Raw genomic sequence first — 20,747 nt, forward strand, 5'->3', positions numbered from 1 at the left:
AGCATCCCTGCATGTTGGATTTTATACGGGACGGCGGCTGAGTCGAATGAGTATCTGTTATGAGTGCGTGAGGAACGCTCATCTATCGAGTGCTCCCGATGGCATCAACGCGCCATGCGCTGACCGGCTTCATCGAAGAGATGGACATCGGCGACATCGAAGGCGACGCGGATGGTCGTGCCGGTTTTAAGCGCGTGCTGGCCGGCAAGCACGGCCATGACCCGTTCGCCGTTTCCGGCTTCTCCGTAGACCACGGTTTCCGTTCCCAGCGCCTCGACCAGGGTGATGGCGATTTCGAAGCCGGTCTGGTCCTCCGCCGCCAGCCTGATGTGCTGCGGGCGCACGCCGAGCGTTACCCTGGCGCCGGAGGCAGGTCTTGCGCCGGTGATCGCGATATCCAGGGTCTCCTGGTCGAGGAGGCTGATCTTCAGTCCGGCCTCATCGGCATCGACAACGCTTGCCGGCAGGAAATTCATTGCCGGTGAACCGATGAAGCCGGCGACGAACAGGTTGGCAGGCGTATTGAACAGCTCCAGCGGCGTTCCGATCTGCTCGACCTTGCCGGCGCGCAGCACCACGATCCGGTCGGCAAGCGTCATCGCCTCCACCTGGTCATGGGTCACATAGACCATGGTGGTCTTCAGCCGGTCGTGAAGGGCGGAGAGTTCGGCGCGCATATGCACGCGCAACTCCGCGTCGAGGTTGGAGAGCGGCTCGTCGAACAGGAAGACGTCCGGGTGGCGCACGATGGCGCGGCCGATCGCGACGCGCTGTCGCTGGCCGCCCGAAAGCGCCTTCGGCTTGCGATCGAGATAGGATTCCAGCTCCAGCATCCGGGCGGCTTCCATTACCCGGGTCTCGATCTCCTGTTTTTTCATGCCGGCGAAACGCAGCGCGAAGCCCATGTTCTCGCGCACCGTCATATGCGGGTAGAGCGCATAGGTCTGGAACACCATGGCGATGCCGCGCTTTGCCGGGTCCTCGTCTGTCATGTCCGTTCCGCCGATCGACAGCGAGCCGGATGTGATGTCCTCAAGCCCCGCGATCATCCGCAAGAGGGTCGACTTGCCGCAGCCGGAGGGACCGACGAAGACCACGAACTCGCCGGACCTTATGTCGAGATCGACGCCCTTGATGACCTCGATCGCGCCGAAAGACTTGCGGATTTGGTTGAGGGAAACATCTGCCATGGCAAACCTCAGCTGATCGTGAAGGCGATAGTATCATCGGCAAAGGCGGCGCAGCGGACCGAAAGCGTCAGCGTCCCGGTCTCGTCGCCCGCCTCGATGTAAAGCCCCGCTGTGCCGCCCCGGAAGCTGGTGATCTCCGGCCCGACGATCCGGCCGGGCCCATCGAGCGAAAGCGCGACCGGCTCATCGAAGAACGGCATGATGTTGCCGCACTGGTCGAGCGCGCGCAGGATCACGCGCACGCAGTCCTTCTCCGCAGCCCTCAATTCGGTCGCATCCGGCGCGATCTCGAGCGTCGTCGGCACGGGGTTGCCGGCAAGCTTCATGGTCCTGGCGGGTTTTCCGTCGATATAGCCCGTCAGCGTGCCGTCGAACCACTGGCGACCCCAGTCTCCGAATTCTTCGGCGGAGACATTGTGGCTGTCGAGAATGACCGGCGGATGAGGGAGGTGCGGGTATGTCGAACGTGCAGGTTCCACCCGCTTGGGCGCGCTGTCGCCGACGGTGAGTTCGATATAATCGCAATTGGTCAGGATGATCAGTGGCAGCACGCCGCCGATATTGCGCTCGCCGCGGGCCCAGAAGGTGACCGGCTGGAGCACCACGCCATTCTCGGGTTCGCCCTGCGAGGCATAGGCATAGGCCGCGAATTTTGGCTCGCGATACATGTCCATCACGCCGTGATAGCAGATCCGGTCGCCGGAGCCGAAATCGCTGTGGGTGTTGTAGTCGAACATGCACCATCCCGTGCTGCCCGCGATCGTCGGGTCGCCGGCAACCGCGTTCAGCATTTGCAGGTGGCGGGTGACGTGCTCGGCCTGGCGGCTCTCCTGATCGAAGCGCTTGGTGGGATACATGTGGCCGTTATACTCGGTGATCATGTAGGGCACCGTCTTCGAAAGCCCGGTCACCTGCCTCTGGTCGCGGGTGCAGATCCGGGCGTGGTTGCGGCCCGGCTGCTCCTCGTCGCCGAGGACGAAGTCGTTCATCGTATAGACGTCTTCCAGCATCTCGCTGTTTTCGATGCAGCGCACGCCGCCGGTCTGGCGGGTGGCGTCGAGTTCGCGGGCGACCCGGTTGGTCTCGGCGTAGAAATCGTGGTCGTCGGCGGATTCGTTGATGCGCACGCCCCAGATGATGATCGATGGATGGTTCCAGTCGCGGGTGATCATCCGGCGGACATTCTCGACCGATTCCCGTTTCCACGCGTCGCCGCCGATATGCTGCCAGCCCGGGATTTCCTCGAAAACCAGAAGGCCGATCTCATCGCAGCGGTCGAGGAAATATTTCGACTGCGGATAATGCGAGGTCCGGGCGATATTGCAGGCGAGTTCGAATTTCAGGATGTCGGCATCCTTTTCCTGCCCGCGCCTGCCCATGGCGTAGCCAAGATGCGGCCAGCTCTGGTGGCGGTTGAGGCCGCGAAGCTTCAAAAGCCGGCCATTGAGGCGGAAGCCATCGCTGGCAAAGGAGGCGGTGCGGAAGCCGAAACGGTTCGCAAAATCGTCCGTGCCTGCTTCGGTTTCGAGCGTCACGGTGAGAGTATAGAGCGCCGGATCATCGATATCCCAAAGCCGGAGGCCTTTCAGGCCTGACAATTCAAGGCGCGCCTGTCGGCCCGAGACGGAAGCTTCGGTGGTGGCGATCACGCTGCCCTCGGCATCGCTGAGCGTCGCGCTGAGCCTGCCGGTGGTCTCGTCGGTCAGGAACACGTCGGCGGTCACGCTCTTGGCGTCGGCGAGCGCGTCGGGCGTTTCGATCTTGACGTTGTCGATCGCGACCGGGGTCGTGATCTTCAGCCAGACATCGCGATAGATGCCGGCAAAGGTCAGATAGTCGATGACATTGCCGAAGGGCGGGATGTCCGGGTTCTCCGATCCGTCGATCTTCACCGTCAGCAGATTGTCGCCGTCTTTCAGGTGCGGGCCGATCTCGACCTCGAAGGGGGTATAGCCATCCTTGTGGGCGGCGATCTCCGTGCCATTGAGGAAAACGACGCTGTCGGCCATCGCCGCGTCGAAGACCAGCGTGACCCGCTTGCCGGCGAAATCGGGCTCGCTGGCAAAAACCTTCTGGTAGGTGAAGGCGCGCTGATAGCGCTTCTCGTCGAAATAGTTGAAGGGCAGTTCGACGGCGGTATGCGGCAGGCGCACGCTTTCGCCATCGCGCAGGGTGTTGGTCGCCGCATCGTCGAACCCTTCGGAGAACACCCAGCCGGCATTGAAATTCTGAACTTTACGCATGTGTATGACCTATTTGACGGAACCGAGCATGCCCTGGACGAACTGACGTTGCATGGCGAAGAAGATGAGGAGCGTGGGAAGGGTGGCGAGGATCGTGCCGATCATCACCGTGCCGTAATCGGGGTAGTAGGCGGAGGCGAGCGAAGAGACGACCAGCGTGATCGTCTTGGTCTCGTTGGATTGAAGCACGATCAGCGGCCACAGATAGTTGTTCCAGTAGAGCATGAACACGATGACGAAGGCCGCCGCATAGGTGGAGCGCATTACCGGAAAATAGATATGCAGGAAGATCTGCCACTCCTTCAGCCCGTCGACCTTGGCGGCATCGCGCAGTTCGGACGGGAAGGCCTTGGTGGCCTGGCGGAAATAGAAGATCACGAAGGCCCAGGCGATGAAGGGCAGGATGATGGCGATATGGGTATCGATCAGCCCGGCCTTGGCGGTCATCATGAACAGCGGGATCATGATCGCCGCGAACGGCACCATCAGAGTCAACAGCACGATCGCGTAGACCCGGTCGCGCAGTTTCGAGCGGAATATCTCGAAGCCATAACCGGCCAGCGAGGTGACCGTGAGCGTGAGGAAGGTGCCGAGGCCCGCGATCTTGATCGAGTTCCACATGATCAACGGCACATCGACCTGCGTGACGAAGGCATTGATATTGGTCATCAGCGCGTTGCCGAAGGTGACCTTGCCGACGACGATATCGGCGGTGGTGTTGGTCGCGCCGATCACCATCCAGATGAAGGGGAACACCGAGATGAAGGCGGCGAGCCCGAGCAGGATATAGGTCAGCGAACCGGCGGCGAGGCGGATGAGGCGGCGGCTCGTCATGCGCGTTCCCTCGCGGCATAGAATTGCAGGAAGGAAAGCACCGCGACGATCAGCACGATGACGTAGGAGACCGTGGCTGCGTAGCCGAAATTGGGCATGAAGCGGAATGTCAGGTTGTAGATATAGAGCGACAGCGTCAGCGTCGCATTCGCCGGCCCGCCCTTGCCCTCGGTCAGGTTATAGACCTCGTCGAAGAGCTGCAGCGTGCCGATGGTGGAGGTGATCGTGGTGAACAGGATCACGGGTTTCAGCATCGGAATGGTGATGTGCAGGAAGCGCCGCCATGAAGGCACGCCATCGATGCGGGCGGCCTCGTAGATCGACCTGTCGATGTTCTGAAGTGCGGCCAGATAGAAGATCATGTTGTAGCCGGTCCAGCGCCAGGTGATGGCAAGGATCACCAGCACCTTTGCCCAGAACGGATCGGTGAACCATTCGATCGGGCTGTCGGCGAGCCCCACCGCCATCAGCGTGCTGTTGATGATGCCATCGGTGGCGAACATGCTCTTGAACAGGATCGAATAGGCAACCAGCGATGATACGCAGGGCAAGAAGATCGCTGTGCGGAACAGGCCGGAGAATCTGAGCCGAGGATTGTTGAGCGCGTTGGCGAGGATCAGCGCCAGCACGATCATGACCGGCACCTGGATGACAAGGAAGGTCAGCGTGTTAGTCAGCGCCTGCCAGAAAATGGCGTCATACCAGAGACGCTCGATATTCCCGAAACCGACGAAATTCATCATCATGCCGCGGCCGGAAAAGAACGACAGCACCAGCGAGCGGATGATCGGATAGAACATGAAGGCGGCGACGAGAATGAGGGCCGGTGCCACGAACAGCCAGCCGTTGACGTCGTAAAACCGCTTCAGATTGCCGGGTCTTGCATTAGCCATGGTCGGTCCCAGTTGCCGGCGGGCCGGCTTTCCAACAATCGTGATGGCGAAAGCCGGGGCAGGCGGGCCCGCCCCGGCAAAGCGCCTTTACTGGATCTGGAACTTGGCCTGATCGTTGATCGCCTTCAGCACCTCGTCGACCGGCTTGCCGTCGATCAGCGACTGCAGGTTGGAGGTGACCGCGACATCGAGTTCGTTGGTGAAGATGCCGTAATCGACGGCCGGGATCTGGTTCAGCCAGTCGGAAAACTTCTGCCAGACCTTCTCGCCGCCGAAGAACGGATCGGCTTCCTGATAGGCTTCGCCCTCGCGCGCGGCCAGAAGCGAGCCGACGGCGCCGCGCTCGACCAGGATTTTCTGGTAGAATTCGGTGTCCTTGGCATAGATTTCGTTGAGGAAATCGATCGCCTCGTCCTTCACATCGGAGCTGTCGAGCACGTACCAGCTCGAGCCGCCGAGATTGGAGGCGTTGCCCGCGCCGTCGACGCCGTCGAGCTTCGGAATGGGCGCGACGCCCCATTTGCCGGACTGGTCCTCCTGCGCCTTGATCGTGCCGGTGATCCATACGCCGGTGATGACCGAGGCGACATTGCCGGAGGTGAAGGCGTTGACATAGTCCGACCAGCCGGTCGCCGGATAGATCAGGCCTTCCTCGGCGATCTTCGCCTGGGTTTCGAGTGCTGCCTTCAGCGCGGCGTTGTCGAGGACATTGAGATCGCCGTTTTCGTCGAAATACCAGCTTCCGGCCGACTGCATCATGATCCGGGTCATGCCGCCGTCATTGAGGTCGAGCGTGGTCATCTTGTGGCCGGTCTTGGCCTCGACTTGCCTGCCGATCTCGATGAACCGGTCCCAGGTGATGTCCTGCATGTCCTCGGGCGTGAAACCGGCTTCCTCCAGATAGTCGCGGCGGTAATACATGCCGGTGACGCCGGTGTCGAAGGGCATGCCGTAGACCTTGTCGCCAACCGTCATGAGCTGCACCTTGTAGGGCGCGAAGGCATCGTAATCGACAACGCCATCCATGGCCGCAAAGGCGCCGGGGAAGGACTGAAGATATTTCTGCGCGCCGTAATCCTCGATCAGCACGATATCCGGCAGCGCATTGGTCGCGCCGGAGGCCAGCGCCGTCTGCAGCTTCTGCTCGACATCGGTCTTGGCGAAGTCGACGACATTGAAGGTCGTGTCGGGGTGAGACTTGGTGTAGATCTCGCCCGCTTCCTTCATGATCGCGACGTTGAAATTGGGGTCCCAGCACCAGATGGTGATCTCACCCGCAAAGGCGGCGGTCGCGCCGAAGACACATGCTCCCGACAGAGCCACACCCGTGATGCGGCCCAGCACTTTCTGCTTATCCATTGGTTCCTCCCGTTTGGACAAATTGCCCGACGGCTCTCCATGCCGCCCCACACGGGAAGCTAACTACAATTTGGAAAACTTGACAATAAAATTTTTAGTAAAAATCAGTAAATAAATTTACCCGGCGGGCGGATGGCGACAGCTGTCGCGCCAGATCATCTCGCCGGGGATGGTTACGCGCTTGGTGTATTCGCGCCCGTTGATGCGCTCGACCAGCAGGTCGACCGCGCATTCGCCGATGGCCTCGCCCGGTATCTTCATGGTGGAAAGCGCTGGATTGAGAAACTGGGCGACCGGTATGTCGTTGAAGGAGGCGATGGCGATATCATCGGGCACCGAAAGTCCTGCCTCGGCCAGTGCCCGCCCGGTTCCAATCGCGATATTGTCATTCGCGGTGAGGATCACATCCGGGCGTTCGGCGCGGTCGAGCAGGTCGCGGGCATGCTCGTAACCGACCTCGAGCCGCAGATTCTGCCCGTCATTGCAGTCATTGTTGAGGGCGATCAGGGTGGGGTCGAAGGTGCCGCGCGCCTTCTGCCAGTCGACATAGGCCCGGCAGCGCGCCTCGCTGTAGGGCACATCGCCAAAGCTGATCCGGTCCTCCGCGCCGATGAAGGCGATGCGCCGATAGCCGGCAGCGGCGAGGCCGTCGAGAATTTTCGTGGTCGCCAGCGCGAGGTCGCTGTAAACACAGTCATAGTGCTCGTCCGAAGGCTGGAAATCGGCGAACACCAGATGGTCGCAACATTCCTCGAGAAAGGCGATCTCCGCCGGCCTGTGCTTGCCGATGGCGATAATGCCGGCAACGCCCTGCAGCAGGCTGCCCTCGTTGAAAAGATCGGCGTGAAACACCTTCACGATCTCGCTCTGGTAATGCTGCGACCGCCGTTCTATGCCCAGCCTCACCCCGATATAATAGGGGTCGATCAGTTCCTCGTCGCGCTCCAGGAAGTGAACCGTGGCGATGCGGGGCATGGCGGCGGTCGGTTGCGGCTGGCGGAACGGCGCGGGCTTGCGGCGATTGCGGTTGCGCGGCGTTGCGTAATCCAGCGCCTCGGCGGTCTCGATGATCGCCTTGCGCTTGGCCTCGCTCACCGACAAAGTCGGGTCGTAGTTCAGCACGCGGGAAACCGTGCCGGCCGAAACGCCGACCGCCTTCGCAATTTCACGGATTGTGACCATCATCTCCCCCGAAGCAGCCGGGACCACAATGGTCTGGCAGGTCTAGTAAATTTTTACCGAAACGTGGATGAAGCGCAACCCTTTCCTGAGCGTTTCGACACTGGCCTTCTGGAAGGGCCCCACTCTGTTTTCGCCGCGCGCCCGAACAAAACCGGGCTGCGCGGCCAAGGCCTAACCTTTTACCGCACCAGTGGTCATCGAGCCGAAGATCTGCTTGTACATCAAAAGCCCGATCACGGCGGGCGGCAGCGCGCCGATGACCATGACAGCGGAGGCCGTGCCCCAGTTGACGCCACCGCCGCTGGCGGCGAAGAAGAACGAGGCGCCGACCGTCATCGGAACGGCCTTGCTGGTGGTCAGCATCAGGCCGAACAGGAACTCGTTCCAGGCGGTGATGAAGCCGAAGATGAAGGTCGTCAGCAGCGCGGGGCGGACCACCGGCCATATGACCTTTCGAAGGATCTGCGGCGTCGACGCGCCGTCGACCTTGGCGGCCTCATCGAGTTCGATCGGCACTTCGGAAATGGCGTTGACGAGGATGACGAGCGCCAGCGGTATGTTGACGATCGTGAGGATAAGCCCGAGGCCGATCCGGGTGTCGAGCAGACCGAGCCACTGATACATCATGTAGAGCGGGATCGCGAAGATGATCAGCGGCACGGCGCGCAAATTGACGACGACGGGAAACAGGACCTTTCGGCCGACCTCCGACCGGGCAATGGCATAGGCCGCGGGGAAGGTCAGGATCATCGCCAGCACGGTGCCGATCAGCGCCGCGACCGTGCTGTTGAACAGGTAAAGCCAGATGTTGAACCGGGTCGTGTCGGTCAGCACCGAGATATAGTTGGAAAGCGTCGGGCTGTTGATCCAGAGCCCGGCATTGGAACTGATTTCGCGCGCGCTCTTGAACGAGGTGATCAGCGTCACGATCACCGGGAAGTTCATCGCGATCGCGGCGATGGCGAATACGATCCAGCGCAGCGTCTTCATCATGATCGGCCCTTTCTGCGTCCGCCAAACGCTGTCAGGGCATAGAGCACGACAAGCGAGGCGATGAACAGGATAACGGAGGCGGCGACGGCCTTGCCGATCGCGCCCTGCTTGAAGAAGGCCTGATAGATGTATATCGACAGCGATGTCGTGGAGCCGCCCGCGCCGGCGCCGGTGAGCGCATAGATGTTGTCGAACACCCGGAACCCGTCGATGAAGCGGATGAAGAAGGCGATCGCCAGCGTCGGCATGATCAGCGGCAGTTCGATCCTGGTCAGCATCATCCATCCGCGCGCGCCGTCGAGCGATGCGGCTTCCCGCACGTCTGTCGGTATCGCGGAATAGGCGGTGTGGAACAGCAGAAACGCGAACGGCGTCCATTGCAGCGTTTCAATGACGACGAGCGTCTTGAAGGCGTTGTCGGCATCGAGGAAGGCCGGACTGTTGCCGAACCACATCCACAGATAATAGGGAACGGGACCGGCAAACTCATGCAGCACCAGCCGGTACATCAGGCCGACCATGGCGGGCGCGACCATCAGCGGCAGCATCAGCGGCGCCATCAGATAGGGCCGCTTGCCGAGAAGCGGATTGAGGAAGATCGCCAGGAACAGGCCGATCACGCATTCCGCAAGCGCCGTGATGATGCCGAAGCGCAGCGAGAACCACGAGGCCTGCCAGAAGTAGCGGTCGTTCAGCACCTCCAGATAGTTTCCAAGCCCGCTGAGTTCCGGAGCGCGGAGATTCTCGAAGGAGACCGACGAGATGGAGTAGACCAGGTTGACGATCGCCGGAAAGCCCAGAAACAGCAGCAGGAATATGACGAGCGGCGACAGAAACAGCCGTCCTTCGCCCGGTTTCACAAGTTGCATGAGGTTAACCGCCGATCTTCATCGTTTATCCGGGAGCCGTCATGGCGGCGGCGATCGCCGCCGCCATGGGGTTTCCTGTTACTGGTTCAGCAGTTTTTCCATTTCCGCCTTGGTGTTGGCGAGCGCCTCGTCGAGGCTCTGCTGGCCGGACCAGTAGCCGGTGAATTCGCGCGCCTGTACCTCGTAGATCGACAGCGCGTTGGCCGAGGTGCCGCCATCCATCACATAGCCATACTGGCTGGCGAAATTGCCGAGGTCCACCAGATCCGGCCGCTCTTCGGCGATTTTGGCGACCACATCGGGCATCAGCGCGGGCGAGCCGCCGTTTTCGGCGTAGAGCAGGGCAGCGTCTTCGGTGGCGAGCCATTGCAGAAATTTCAGCGCGCCTTCCTTGTTCGCCGCGTTCTTGTTGAGGCCGAGGCCGAGACCGTGGATATGGTCGGCGCGGCCTTCCGGGCCCGCCGGCGGGGCGACCACGCCGGTGACATCGGCGACGGCCGGCGTCTTTTCGGGATCGGTCAGCTCGGCTGCCGCCGCATTCCATTGCAGGGCGGTCGCCACCTGGCCGGAGGCGAAGGCCGCATTGGTTTCGGCATATTCGTAGGACAGCGAATCCTTCGGCGTCGCGCCGGCATCATAGAGCGTCTTGTAAAGTTCGAGGCCCTTGCGATAGCCCTCGGAATCGATGGTCACGTTGCCCTCCGCATCGCGCCAGTCGGCGCCATAGGAACGCGGCAGCGACTGGAACACCATCATGTTGAACAGCAGGTTCTTCATCTGCAGAACCGTGCCGTAGCGCACCGGGCTGTCGCTATTGACGGATTTGGTGAAATAGAGCGCGGTCGCCGCCCAATCATCCCAGGTCCATTCGTTGGCGGGCTTTGGTTCCATCGCCTTGCCGAGATATTCCTCGGCGATCTTCGAATATTCGGTCTTGGCGTCGTCGTCGCCCAGCAACTCGTCCATCAGGTCGGTGCGGTAATACATGAAGTGCAGCGAGAGGTCGGTCGGCACGCCATACTGCTTGCCCTCATACTGCATGGTTTCCAGAACCGCCTTGCCGAATACGCTTTCCGCTGCATCGCCAAGGTCGATCGGCTCCATATAGGGGGCGTAGCGGCCGATCGAATAGGTGGCGATCAGGTTGATGTCGAAGGCATCGGAGCCGGCGGCGAGGTCGGCCTGCAGCTTGTCGTAAAAGCCGTCGCGGCTGAAGAAGATCAGCTCGACCTTGTCCTCGTCTGAGGCGGTTTCGTTGTAGACCTCGGTCGCGGCGCGCAGGGCAGCCTCTTCCGAGCCGCCCGGCCAGCCGAGCACGGTGACCGTGGCATTGGCGATATTGGGCAGGGCGGTGCCGGCCATAAGCGCGGCGATCGCCGCCAGTGTCGTTTTCTTGATCATGTTGAGTTCCCTTCTCTTATTGGGTTTCTTCAGTCTTCAGATGATGCACTTGCCTTGATTGTTGCCGCGCGCCAGATCGGCGACGCCGATCAGTCCGGCCTCGGCCCCGCAGCGCGCCGAGACGAGTTCCGGCCTCAACCGGGGCGGCAATGCGGCGAGATGCTGTGAAATACGGGTGAGAAAGCCGTCGGCGAGCCCGATGCCGCCGCCGATGACGATGGCGTCGGGGTCGAACATCAGCTTGATATCGCCGCAGAGCGTCGCGACCTTGGCTGCCGAGCCGTCGACAATATCAGCGGCCCAGGCCTCGCCATCGGCGGCGGCCTTGAACACCGCCGGCGTGTCTTCTTCGTGGCCAAGACGGGCAGCTTCGGCGGCAATGAACTTGCCGGAGACCCGGTCCTCAAAGGGCGTAGCGCCGCCGGAAGCGCTGCGGGTCAGGCCGAAATGTCCGGCAAGTCCGGTCATCAGCGCGCCCTTGCTGACAACGCCGCCGCCGATGCCCGTCGAGATCGTCAGAAACACGATGGTGCCCATCGTCTTGCCGGTCGCCAGATATTCGCCCCAGGCCGCCGCCTGGGCATCGTTGACCGCAAGGGCCGGCGCGCCGAACAGGCTCTCGGCTTTTTCCTTCAGGGGGTAGCGGTCTGGAATATTGAGCGTGGCCCGGTTCAGCGCCTGCCAAACGCCATCTTCCACGAGCCCCGTGGCCGCAATACCGACCGCGCCATAGCGGCCATGCCAGCCGCCGGTGGCTGCGTGGATGGCGGAAAGCCAGCCGTCGGGCGTGCCGCCGACCGCCGTCGGCACCCTGGTCCGCTCAAGCACTTTGCCGCCGGAGATCAACGCCGCCATCGACTTCGTTCCGCCGATATCGATGGCCAGAACCGGCCGGTCGTCGGCAGTGCCGTAGGCGTCGGCGAGCGCGTCGCGGAACCAGGCGGTGGTGTGCTCGGTGCGGGTGATGGCGGAGCCGACCGTGACCGCAAAGGCCCCGGCGCGGGCGGCATCGGCGGCCTGCTGCGGCGTGCGGATTCGGCCCTCGGCAATGACATAGGGCGTGAGCCGGGCCATTTCGGTGATCAACGCGATATCCGGATCATCCGGCTCGGGGCCGCCGACATAGCCGGACAACGTGGTGCCGACGAAATCCATGCCGCAATCCAGCGCATGGCGCGCGTCTTCGAGCGAGGAGCAATCGGCCATGGTGAGCTTGCCCAGCGCCCGGGCCGCGACGACGAGATCGGCAAGGGTTTCCGGGCGCGGCCTGTCGGTCGCGTCGATCGCTATGATATCCGCGCCTGCGTCCGCCAGGTCCTGAACATCGGAGATGAACGGCGTGATGCGAACCGGGCTGTCTTCAAGGTCGCGCTTGACGATGCCGATGATCGGCACGTCGACCTTCTCGCGTACGGCACGGACATAGCGCGCGGATTCGATCCTCAGCGCGCTCGCACCGGCCGCGACAGCCGCCATGGCAAACCCCGCCACGAACACCGGCTCGTCCATCGGCCCGCCGGGCACGGGCTGGCATGACACGATCAGGCTGTTTTTCAGAATGTCTGGCTGCACCGGAGTCCTCGCTGCTTTTTGCCCATAGCAACGCAATAGAGACCAGAATGCAACCAGTTTATGACTGGTATTATCGCTGAAGCTCGAAGACGAAGTCGTAGACATCGCCGCGATAGCGCGTCTCGCAATATTCCACGACCTCGCCCTGCGCCAGGAAGCAGCGGCGCTCGGTCACCAGAAGCGGCGCGGCGGGCGGGCAGGCAAGCCGTTCGCTGTCCTCGCGCGAGGCCGCGCGGGTGCGCATGCGCTGAACCGCCCGTTGCGGCAGAAAGCCGCGCGCCTCCAGCGCCTCATAGAGCGAATTTCCGACCAGTTCGGGCGCGGGCAGATAGCGCTGCGGCACGCTGGCGATCTCGATCGCGATCGGTTTGCCGTCGGCCGTGCGGATGCGCTGCATGCGCAAAATCTGCTCGCTGCCGCCGATGCCGAGCGCCATCATTTCGGTGGGCGAAGGCCGGCTGATAAGCTTGGAAAGCCAGATACATCCGGGCTCCATGCCGCGCGAGCGGATGTCTTCCGAAAAGCTGGTAAGCGTCGATAGCGTCTTTTCGACCTTGGAGGCGATCTCCGTTCTCGCGCCGTGGCGGCGGCTGAGCAACCCGTCCTCCTGCAACAGCGCAAAGCTCTTGCGCACCGTGACCCGCGAAAGCCCCAGCGCATCGGCCAGAATCCGCTCACCCGGCAACCGCTCGCCGGCATGCAGCGCATTGGACAGGATCACCTGCTCAAGCGCCGCCTTCAGCCGCTTGTACAAGGGGATATCGGCTGAACTGCCGGCAAGGGCAGTGCGCACCCGCTCGATAATATCCGTCGCGGCCATGGGTGATTCCGGTGGCTCCAAAAAAAGTTATGTGGACTTATACTGGTATTATCCCTGGATGGCAAATCTGCGAGGTCGCCCACCCGCAGCCTAATTTCCGCGTTGGCTGGATTGCCGGGGACTGCAAAGATTATAAGTAAAAATAGTAATAAATATCGGTATATACATGTTCATATCACAATAATTACTATTAATAAAAATTAAAATAGCCAGAAAAGTTTATTGATATTGATTAAACATAAATATAAAATAGAAGATATTGAAGGTACATGTAGTATAAATTCGAATTAAGGCTATGCCGAGGGCGGTTGCCGTTGTCGGCATGTTGCCGGAGGTATTTTGATGACCTTGGCGCAGCACAGGGAAGGGTCCGTTCTCGCATTGAGACAGTGGCTTCAAGAACCGCAGTCACGACTCTTCCGCATGGTCGTCGGCGGGGCGGTGGCTGGCTGCCTTTTCCTTCACGGCGGCGCGTTTCCCGGAGGGTCAGGCGTGGCTCATGCGCAGAGCTGTGAGTTGAACACCGTGTCCAACGACGGCAGCGTTAGCATCCCAACCGGGCACCGTCGCCAGCAATGCGAGGTCGCTCCCGCTTCAAAGACCCTTTTCCAGAATGATATTTCTCCCGTGATCACGGATGCCCGCGCGCCGGTTGAGACCACCGGCGGCAGTGTCGATGCAGTCGCATCCGGCCAGGGCGAACCCAAAAATGACCCGATCCGCAGGGGAGCCGGGCTAGGGAAAGTGATCAGCAGCCGGGCCAGTTGGACCAACGAAAAGGGCACGCGCACCTATGACTGGAAATCGAACAGCGTCTTCGTCGGCGGCGATGTCGCGGCGTTGTCCAACATGCGCTTTGGCGCGCTTGCCGGCTACGGTCATTCGAGCTACGAGGTCGACGAGGGAAATGCCAGGGGAACGTCCGACGACTTTACGGTCGGCATCTATGGCGGCGGCGTTTTCAGCGGCTTCGATGTCGATTTCGGCGCGGCCTATATCTGGCGCGACGCGTCAAGCCGGCGCGACATCGAGTTCCTGCAACTGTCCGAGCGGATCAGGGGCCGCTTTGATGGCGGGACCTTCCAGCTTTTCGGCGGCATCAGCTATGCGTTCGAGATCACCGACACTTTCCAGTTCGGGCCATTCCTGGATGTTGTCTATGTCCATCAGAAAGCGGATGCGTTCACGGAAACGGGCCGGTTTGCTGTGTTGTCTTCTTTGAGCCAGACCATGGATACCGGGTTCACCACGATAGGCCTCAGCGGGGCTCACGAATTCGCGCTCGGCAGCTATGAGAGCCAGATCACGTCGTCGGTCGGATGGCGCCATGGTTATGGCGATCTCGATTCGGATACGATGGTGGCGTTTTCGGGAGGCGATCCCTTCGGCGTGACCGGCACGCCGCATGCGGTTGACCATGCTGTGTTCTCGGTCGGCTGGCAAACCGCGTTGCAGGATAGGGTCAGCGTTGGCATCACCTATACTGGCGAGTTTGGCGACAGCGCCCGGAGCCAGAACCTGACGGCGTTGCTAAGTGTCAAGTTCTGAGAACCGGTAAGGGAAACCGCCTTTGGCGGCCTATCCGGAACCGCATTTCGGTCGTTTGAAGCAAGCAACGGCCAGAGTTCACACCGCCAGGAAGCCGCCGTCGATCGGCAGCACCGCGCCCGTGACCATCGCGCAGTCATCCGAAAGCAGCATCGCGATGCTGGCGGCGACATGGTCGGCCTCGGCAAACCGTCCGAGCGGATGGCGCACCATCATCGGCTCGCTCTTGGCCGGATCGCTCCAGGCTTCAACGGCGAGTTCGGTCAGCGTGATCGTCGGGGCGACGGCGTTGACGCGGATATTGTGCGGGCCGAGTTCCTTGGCCATCACCCGCGTCGCGCCTTCAAGACCGGCCTTGGAGGCGGCGTAGCAGAGATGTTCCGAGAAACCGCGATGCCCGGCGATCGAGGTGATGTTGACGATCGCCCCGCCGCCGCCGGCCGCGCGTCGGGCCCGCGCGAATTCCTGGCAGGTGATCAGCGCCGCGCGCAGATTGATGCCCAGCACGGCCTCATAGCCCTCGTCGGTCATGTCGAACGTGCTTTCCAGCACGTTGATCCCTGCGCTGTTGATCAGATAATCCGCGGTGCCGGCTTCGGCCATGGCGGCGCGGGCGGCCTTCGGGTCCTGCAGATCGACCTGAACGATGCGGCAGCCGATCTCGGCCTTGAGGTTTTCGAGATCGCTCATGGTGCGGCTGAGGGCGACCACCTCGGCGCCGCGCGCGGCCATGAGCTCGGCGCAGGCGCGCCCGATCCCCTTGCCCGCGCCGGTGATGATGACGGTTTTTCCGGAAAATTGCATGATGGCCTCCATTGCCGCATTTCGCGGCCAGTGGCGAAGATGCGTTCCTAAACCAAAATATGGAGCGGGACCCGCTCCGGTGTGATTGCGCCTATTCGAGAAGCGCCATTGTCGTCTGGCGTATCTCCCGTGCGTTGCGCTGCAGGGTCAGGAACGCCTGATAGCGATTGTCGTGCAGGCGGCGATTGAGCCCTTCTGCCGGATGGCATCGCGTTTCGACGCGGGACATGGTCGGCATCGCCGCTTGCAGGTTCGGATAGCTGCCGGCCGCGACCGCCCCCAGCATGGCCGATCCGAGCAGAACCGGCTCGGGGCAGGCGGTGATCTCGACCGGATAGCCGGTGGCATCGGCCAGCATCTGTCGGCTCAAGGGGTGCGCGCCGCCGCCGCCGCTGACGGAAATCGCGTCAATGGTCGCGCCATTCTCCGCCTGGGTCTCGATGATCTGCCGCAAGCCGTAGCCAAGGCCGCAAATACCGGCGACGTAAAGCGCCACCAGATTGTCCGCGCCGCTCTCCATGCCCTGGCCCATGATGACCGCGCGGGCATGCGGATCGGCGAAGGGCGCGCGGTTGCCGAGAAATTCCGGCACCACATGCAGGTCGTCGGCAAGGCGAACGGCATCGCTCGGCGCGGCGACAATGGCCAGCGCCCGGTCGGCCAGCCATGCGGGCAGGCTTTTGCCGTCCTGTTTCGCTTTCGTTTCGGCTTCTGCGAAATGGGGATGGAGGCGAACGAGCTGATCGATCGCAGCACCCGCGGCCGATTGCCCGCCCTCGTTCAGCCACATGCCGGGCACCATGGCGGAATAATACGGACCCCAGACGCCGGGAACGAAAGCGGGGTCGCGGGTCGTGGTCATGGTGCAGGAGGAGGTGCCGAAGACATAGGCCATGGCGCGCGTCGGATCGCCGGCCCCGCCGCTGGCGCCCACCGTGCCAATGCCGCCGGCATGGGCATCGATCAGGCCGGCGGCGACGGCCGTGCCGGCGTGAAGGCCCATGGCCTCGGCGGCTTCCGCCGTCAGGCCGTGGCCAAGGGCCGTACCGGGATCGACAACCGTCCGGCCGATACGGGCAAAGTCTTCGTCGGCGAGGTCTTCAAGGCCGATCCGGCGGAAATAATCCGCGTCCCAGCGGGTTTCATGGGCAAGATATGTCCATTTACAGGTCACGGTGCAGGCGGAGCGTTCCGTCGCCCCGCTCGCCTTCCATGTCAGGAAATCGGTCAGGTCGAAGAAATGCTCCGCCGCACCAAAAGTCTCCGGGCGGTTTTCCTTCAGCCACAGAAGCTTCGGGGTTTCCATTTCCGGGGATATCCGGCCGCCGACATAGCGCAGCACGTCATGCCGTCCGCTGTTGATCCGTTCGGCCTGTTCGACCGCGCGGTGATCCATCCAGACGATGATATCGCGGTCGGGATGATCGCCGACCGGGAGCGGCCCGTCCGGCCCGCGCACCACCAGCGAGCAGGTGGCGTCAAAGCCGACGCCTTTGATATTTAAGGGGTCGACCGCCGAAGCGCCCACCGCCTCGGCGACGGAGGCGCAGACGGCCTGCCAGATCTGCTCGCTGGATTGCTCGACGATGCCGCCATCAGCGCGGTGGATGTCGATGGGGCGCTTGGCCGTGGCCAGCAGATTGCCCGCCGCGTCGAAAACGCCGGCTCTGGCCGAGCCTGTGCCCACATCGATGCCCACGAAATAGCCGGTCACGCGTCTCTCCTTGTCAGCGCCAGTATCAAACCCTGTCGAAAGCCGTCGGCAGCACGATCATGTCACGAATGGTGACGGTGCGCTTGCGGGTCAGCATGTACTCGACCGCGTCGGCGACTTCTTCCGGGTCGATCAGCGCGCCTGCTTCCTTGGCCTTGCGCAGGTTTTCCTCGGGCCAGTCGGCAAGAAGCGCGGACACCACGGGGCCGGGCGAAACCTGCCCCACGCGCACGCCATGCGGGATCATCTGGCGGCGCATGGTCTGCACGAAGCAGGTGATGGCCCATTTCGACGATGTGTAGATCGGCTCCCAATAGGCCGGGAAATGGCCCGCGATCGAGCAGGTGACGATGATATCGCCGGTCTTGCGTTCGCTCATATGCGGCACCACGGCATGGACGTTCTTCATCACCGCGTTGACGTTGAGGTTCAGCATGCGGTCGATCGTGGCCGGATCGGTATCGACCAGATCGCCGCCGATATAGGTGCCGGCATTGCAGTAGAGAATATCGATGTGATCGACCTTCTGCAGGATTTCGGGCACCATGGCGTTGCAGCTGTCGAAATCCAGGAGATCGGTGACCTGCGCGACGGCCCTGGGTCCGAGGCGGGCGACGAGTTCATCAAGCGCCTTTTCGTTGCGGTCGACCATCACCACCGTCGCGCCTGCGGCCAGAAGCTTTTCGGTTGTGGCAAGCCCTATTCCCGAGGCCGCACCGGTAATGACGGCGATCTTGCCATCCAGCGAAACAGACATTCTTTTCTCCTAGAATCTGCGTTTGTTGTTGTTTTTGAAACCGTTTCAGCGCCACTCGCGGCCGATATAGATGGCGAGCAGGATGATGAAGCCCTTGATCACGTCCTGCAGATAGGGGTTGATCCCCATCAGGTTCAGGCCGTTGTTGAGGATGCCGAGAAGTACCGCGCCGATCAGCGTGCCGAGCACCAGGCCGCGTCCGCCGGCAATCGCGGTTCCGCCGAGGACCACTGCGGCGATCGCGTCGAGTTCGAAGCCGACGCCGGCATTGGGCTGGCCGGACATCAGACGCCCCGTCAGCACCACCGCCGCAAGCGCCGCCGTCAGACCCGAGATCGCGTAGACGGCGAATTTCACATACTGGGTCTTCACGCCGGAGAGCCTTGCCGCCGTCTCGTTGCCGCCGATGGCATAGACATGACGGCCGAAGGGCGTGCGCTGCAGCAGCACCCAGGCGAGCGCGTAGACGATGAACATCAGGATCACGGGAACCGGCACGTTGCCGATCCGCCCGATGCCGAACCAGGCGATCCAGGAGGGCAGGCCGCTGATCGGATAACCGCCGGAGTAGATCAGGCCCAGGCCGCGGGCGATGCCCATCGTGGCAAGGGTGACGATGATCGCCGGCATGCGTCCCCAGGCCACCAGCACGCCGTTGAAGATCCCGAGGCCGATGCCGACGCCGATGCCGGCCAGAAGTCCCACCCATCCGGGCATCCCCATATTGACCATCAGGCCCGCCGCGATCGTTCCGGCAAACGCCATCACCGCGCCGACGGACAGATCAATGCCGCCGGTGAGGATGACGAAGGTCATGCCCACCGCCAGAATGCCGACGATCGAAACCTGCCTCAGCACGTTGAAGATATTGGAGACGCTGAAGAAGTTGTCGCTGGCGATCCCCATCAGGATCGAGACGACGATCAGCCCGGCGAGAGGCAGTACCAACGGCGAATGAAGCAGCGCGCTCCAGTTTCTTTCGGTTGCCTTGTCGTCCGCGTCGGCCGCATTGGCATTTGCATCATGCGACATGTTGAACCCTCCCGGTGGTTGCATGCTTCATTATTTCTTCCGAATTTATGTTCTCGCCCTCGACGGTGGCGACGATGCCGCCCTGGCGGAAAACGCAGACCCGGTCGGACATGCCGACGATTTCCGGAAGCTCCGACGAGATCATGATGATCGAATAACCCTTGGCCGAGAATTCCCGCATCAGCTGGTAGATCTCGGCCTTTGCGCCGACATCGATGCCGCGCGTCGGCTCATCGAAGATCAGGACCTTCATGTCGTGGTTCAGCCAGCGGGCGATCACCACCTTCTGCTGGTTGCCGCCGGACAGCGTGTCGACCCGGGCGCGGGGGCCTTGCGCCTTGACGCGCACCTGATCCATCGCGGTTTGCGTCGACAGCATCTCCTTCTTCATGTCGATGAAGAAGCGGGCCGCGCGATATTTGCGGTAATTGTTGAGCGAAATGTTCTGGACGATCGAAAAGCTGGTGATCAGCCCTTCGGTCTTGCGGCTTTCCGGCAGCAGCCCGATGCCGCGCGCCAGACCGTCTGCCGGTGAGGAGAGGCGCGTTTCCACGCCGTCGATCAGCATCTTGCAGCGGCTTGCCGGATGGGCCCCGAGCATGGCCAGCGCTGTTTCCGTGCGGCCGGAGCCGACTAGACCGGCAAAACCGACAATCTCGCCCTCGCGCAGTTCGAACTTCGAGACCGGCCCGCCCTTGCGCAACTGGAGTTCCTTGACCTCAAGGCGCATGGCGGCATCCGGCCTTGGCTCCGGTTTGGGCGGAAAGCTGTTTTCGATGCGCCGTCCGACCATCATTTCGACGAGCCGGTCGTGATCGACATCGGCGACGCGACAGGTGGCGACGAATTCTCCGTCGCGCAGCACGGTGATGCGGTCGCAGATCTCGAAAATCTCCTCGAGATGATGCGATATGAACACCACCGCGACGCCCCGGCCGCGCAATTCGCGCATGACCTTGAACAGGTGCTCGACCTCCGATGGCGTCAGCGTTGCCGTCGGCTCGTCCAGCACCAGGATCCGCGCATTGAGCGACAGCGCCTTGGCGATTTCGACGAATTGCTGTTCGGCGACCGAAAGCCGGCCGACCGGAACATCGAGCGGAAGGTCGACATCGAGCTGGCGCAGGATCGCGCGGGCGCGCTTATGCATGGCTTTGCGGTCGAGAAGGCCGAAGCGGTTGCTGATCTCGCGCGCGAGAAACATGTTCTCGACGGCGGTGAGATAGGGGATAAGGCTGAATTCCTGGAAGACGATGCCGATGCCGGCGTCGATCGCCTCGTCATAATCGGCGAAATGGCGCTCTTTTCCGTCAACGCGAATTACGCCCTCGCTCGGCCGGAAAATGCCGGAGACGATCTTCATGAGAGTCGACTTGCCGGCGCCGTTTTCGCCCAGAAGCGCATGGATTTCACCCGCCTCGACATGAAGGTCCACGCCGTGCAGGACCTCGATCTTTCCGAAGCTTTTCTTGATCCCGTTCAATTCCAGCATGATCTTTTCCCGAGCATGGAAGAGGAAGCCCGCCCCCGGTTCAT

Annotated in this window: 17 protein-coding genes; 1 reads left to right on the forward strand and 16 read right to left on the reverse strand. The window is 62.1% G+C overall.

Going from position 1 to position 20,747, the window contains the following annotated elements:
* Nucleotides 1-104: 104 nt before the first annotated feature.
* The 11 genes from Mame_RS09495 to Mame_RS09545 form a co-directional block, all read right to left on the reverse strand.
* Nucleotides 105-1,190, reverse strand: a complete 1,086-nt coding sequence (locus Mame_RS09495) for an ABC transporter ATP-binding protein (RefSeq protein WP_018062909.1) — start codon at nucleotides 1,188-1,190, stop codon at nucleotides 105-107.
* Nucleotides 1,191-1,198: 8 nt separating this feature from the next.
* Nucleotides 1,199-3,433 (reverse strand): glycoside hydrolase family 2 protein, encoded by a 2,235-nt coding sequence (locus tag Mame_RS09500; protein ID WP_018062908.1) that lies wholly within the window; start codon nucleotides 3,431-3,433, stop codon nucleotides 1,199-1,201.
* 9 nt (nucleotides 3,434-3,442) lie between these two features.
* Nucleotides 3,443-4,267: a carbohydrate ABC transporter permease gene (locus Mame_RS09505; protein WP_018062907.1), complete on the reverse strand. Its 825-nt coding sequence runs from the start codon at nucleotides 4,265-4,267 to the stop codon at nucleotides 3,443-3,445.
* Nucleotides 4,264-5,160: a carbohydrate ABC transporter permease gene (locus Mame_RS09510; protein ID WP_018062906.1), complete on the reverse strand. Its 897-nt coding sequence runs from the start codon at nucleotides 5,158-5,160 to the stop codon at nucleotides 4,264-4,266. Before Mame_RS09510 ends, Mame_RS09505 begins: the two co-directional genes overlap by 4 nt.
* Nucleotides 5,161-5,247: 87 nt before the next feature.
* Entirely contained in the window at nucleotides 5,248-6,519 is a 1,272-nt protein-coding gene (locus tag Mame_RS09515) for an ABC transporter substrate-binding protein (RefSeq protein WP_018062905.1), read from the reverse strand.
* Nucleotides 6,520-6,636: 117 nt separating this feature from the next.
* Nucleotides 6,637-7,701: a LacI family DNA-binding transcriptional regulator gene (locus Mame_RS09520; protein WP_018062904.1), complete on the reverse strand. Its 1,065-nt coding sequence runs from the start codon at nucleotides 7,699-7,701 to the stop codon at nucleotides 6,637-6,639.
* A 171-nt stretch (nucleotides 7,702-7,872) separates the two neighbouring features.
* Complete coding sequence (locus Mame_RS09525; protein ID WP_018062903.1) at nucleotides 7,873-8,694, reverse strand: carbohydrate ABC transporter permease; 822 nt, start codon at nucleotides 8,692-8,694, stop codon at nucleotides 7,873-7,875.
* Nucleotides 8,691-9,563 (reverse strand): carbohydrate ABC transporter permease, encoded by an 873-nt coding sequence (locus tag Mame_RS09530; protein WP_018062902.1) that lies wholly within the window; start codon nucleotides 9,561-9,563, stop codon nucleotides 8,691-8,693. The genes Mame_RS09525 and Mame_RS09530 overlap by 4 nt, the downstream gene beginning before the upstream one ends.
* A gap of 78 nt (nucleotides 9,564-9,641) precedes the next feature.
* Entirely contained in the window at nucleotides 9,642-10,964 is a 1,323-nt protein-coding gene (locus Mame_RS09535) for an extracellular solute-binding protein (RefSeq protein WP_018062901.1), read from the reverse strand.
* Nucleotides 10,965-11,000: 36 nt separating this feature from the next.
* A complete protein-coding gene (locus tag Mame_RS09540) occupies nucleotides 11,001-12,536 on the reverse strand; it encodes a putative N-acetylmannosamine-6-phosphate 2-epimerase (protein WP_018062900.1) in 1,536 nt (511 codons plus the stop codon).
* Between the two features lie 70 nt (nucleotides 12,537-12,606).
* Nucleotides 12,607-13,356, reverse strand: coding sequence for a GntR family transcriptional regulator (locus Mame_RS09545; RefSeq protein WP_018062899.1), 750 nt, complete (start codon nucleotides 13,354-13,356; stop codon nucleotides 12,607-12,609).
* 342 nt (nucleotides 13,357-13,698) lie between these two features.
* Here Mame_RS09545 and Mame_RS09550 point away from each other — a divergent pair, with 342 nt between their 5' ends.
* Nucleotides 13,699-14,904 (forward strand): autotransporter outer membrane beta-barrel domain-containing protein, encoded by a 1,206-nt coding sequence (locus Mame_RS09550; RefSeq protein WP_079920748.1) that lies wholly within the window; start codon nucleotides 13,699-13,701, stop codon nucleotides 14,902-14,904.
* 78 nt (nucleotides 14,905-14,982) lie between these two features.
* Here Mame_RS09550 and Mame_RS09555 read toward each other — a convergent pair whose 3' ends face one another.
* From Mame_RS09555 to Mame_RS09575, 5 genes are all read right to left on the reverse strand, one after another.
* Nucleotides 14,983-15,708: an SDR family oxidoreductase gene (locus Mame_RS09555; protein WP_026173150.1), complete on the reverse strand. Its 726-nt coding sequence runs from the start codon at nucleotides 15,706-15,708 to the stop codon at nucleotides 14,983-14,985.
* Nucleotides 15,709-15,799: 91 nt separating this feature from the next.
* Nucleotides 15,800-17,422: an FGGY-family carbohydrate kinase gene (locus Mame_RS09560; protein WP_018062896.1), complete on the reverse strand. Its 1,623-nt coding sequence runs from the start codon at nucleotides 17,420-17,422 to the stop codon at nucleotides 15,800-15,802.
* 25 nt (nucleotides 17,423-17,447) lie between these two features.
* A complete protein-coding gene (locus Mame_RS09565; protein ID WP_018062895.1) occupies nucleotides 17,448-18,179 on the reverse strand; it encodes an SDR family oxidoreductase in 732 nt (243 codons plus the stop codon).
* Between the two features lie 45 nt (nucleotides 18,180-18,224).
* Complete coding sequence (locus tag Mame_RS09570; RefSeq protein WP_018062894.1) at nucleotides 18,225-19,211, reverse strand: ABC transporter permease; 987 nt, start codon at nucleotides 19,209-19,211, stop codon at nucleotides 18,225-18,227.
* The gene (locus Mame_RS09575) at nucleotides 19,201-20,703 is read right to left on the reverse strand and encodes a sugar ABC transporter ATP-binding protein (protein WP_018062893.1); all 1,503 of its coding nucleotides are present in this window, start codon (nucleotides 20,701-20,703) and stop codon (nucleotides 19,201-19,203) included. The genes Mame_RS09570 and Mame_RS09575 overlap by 11 nt, the downstream gene beginning before the upstream one ends.
* Nucleotides 20,704-20,747 lie beyond the last annotated feature (44 nt).

The organism is Martelella mediterranea DSM 17316, assembly GCF_002043005.1.
In the GTDB taxonomy this organism is placed as follows: domain Bacteria; phylum Pseudomonadota; class Alphaproteobacteria; order Rhizobiales; family Rhizobiaceae; genus Martelella; species Martelella mediterranea.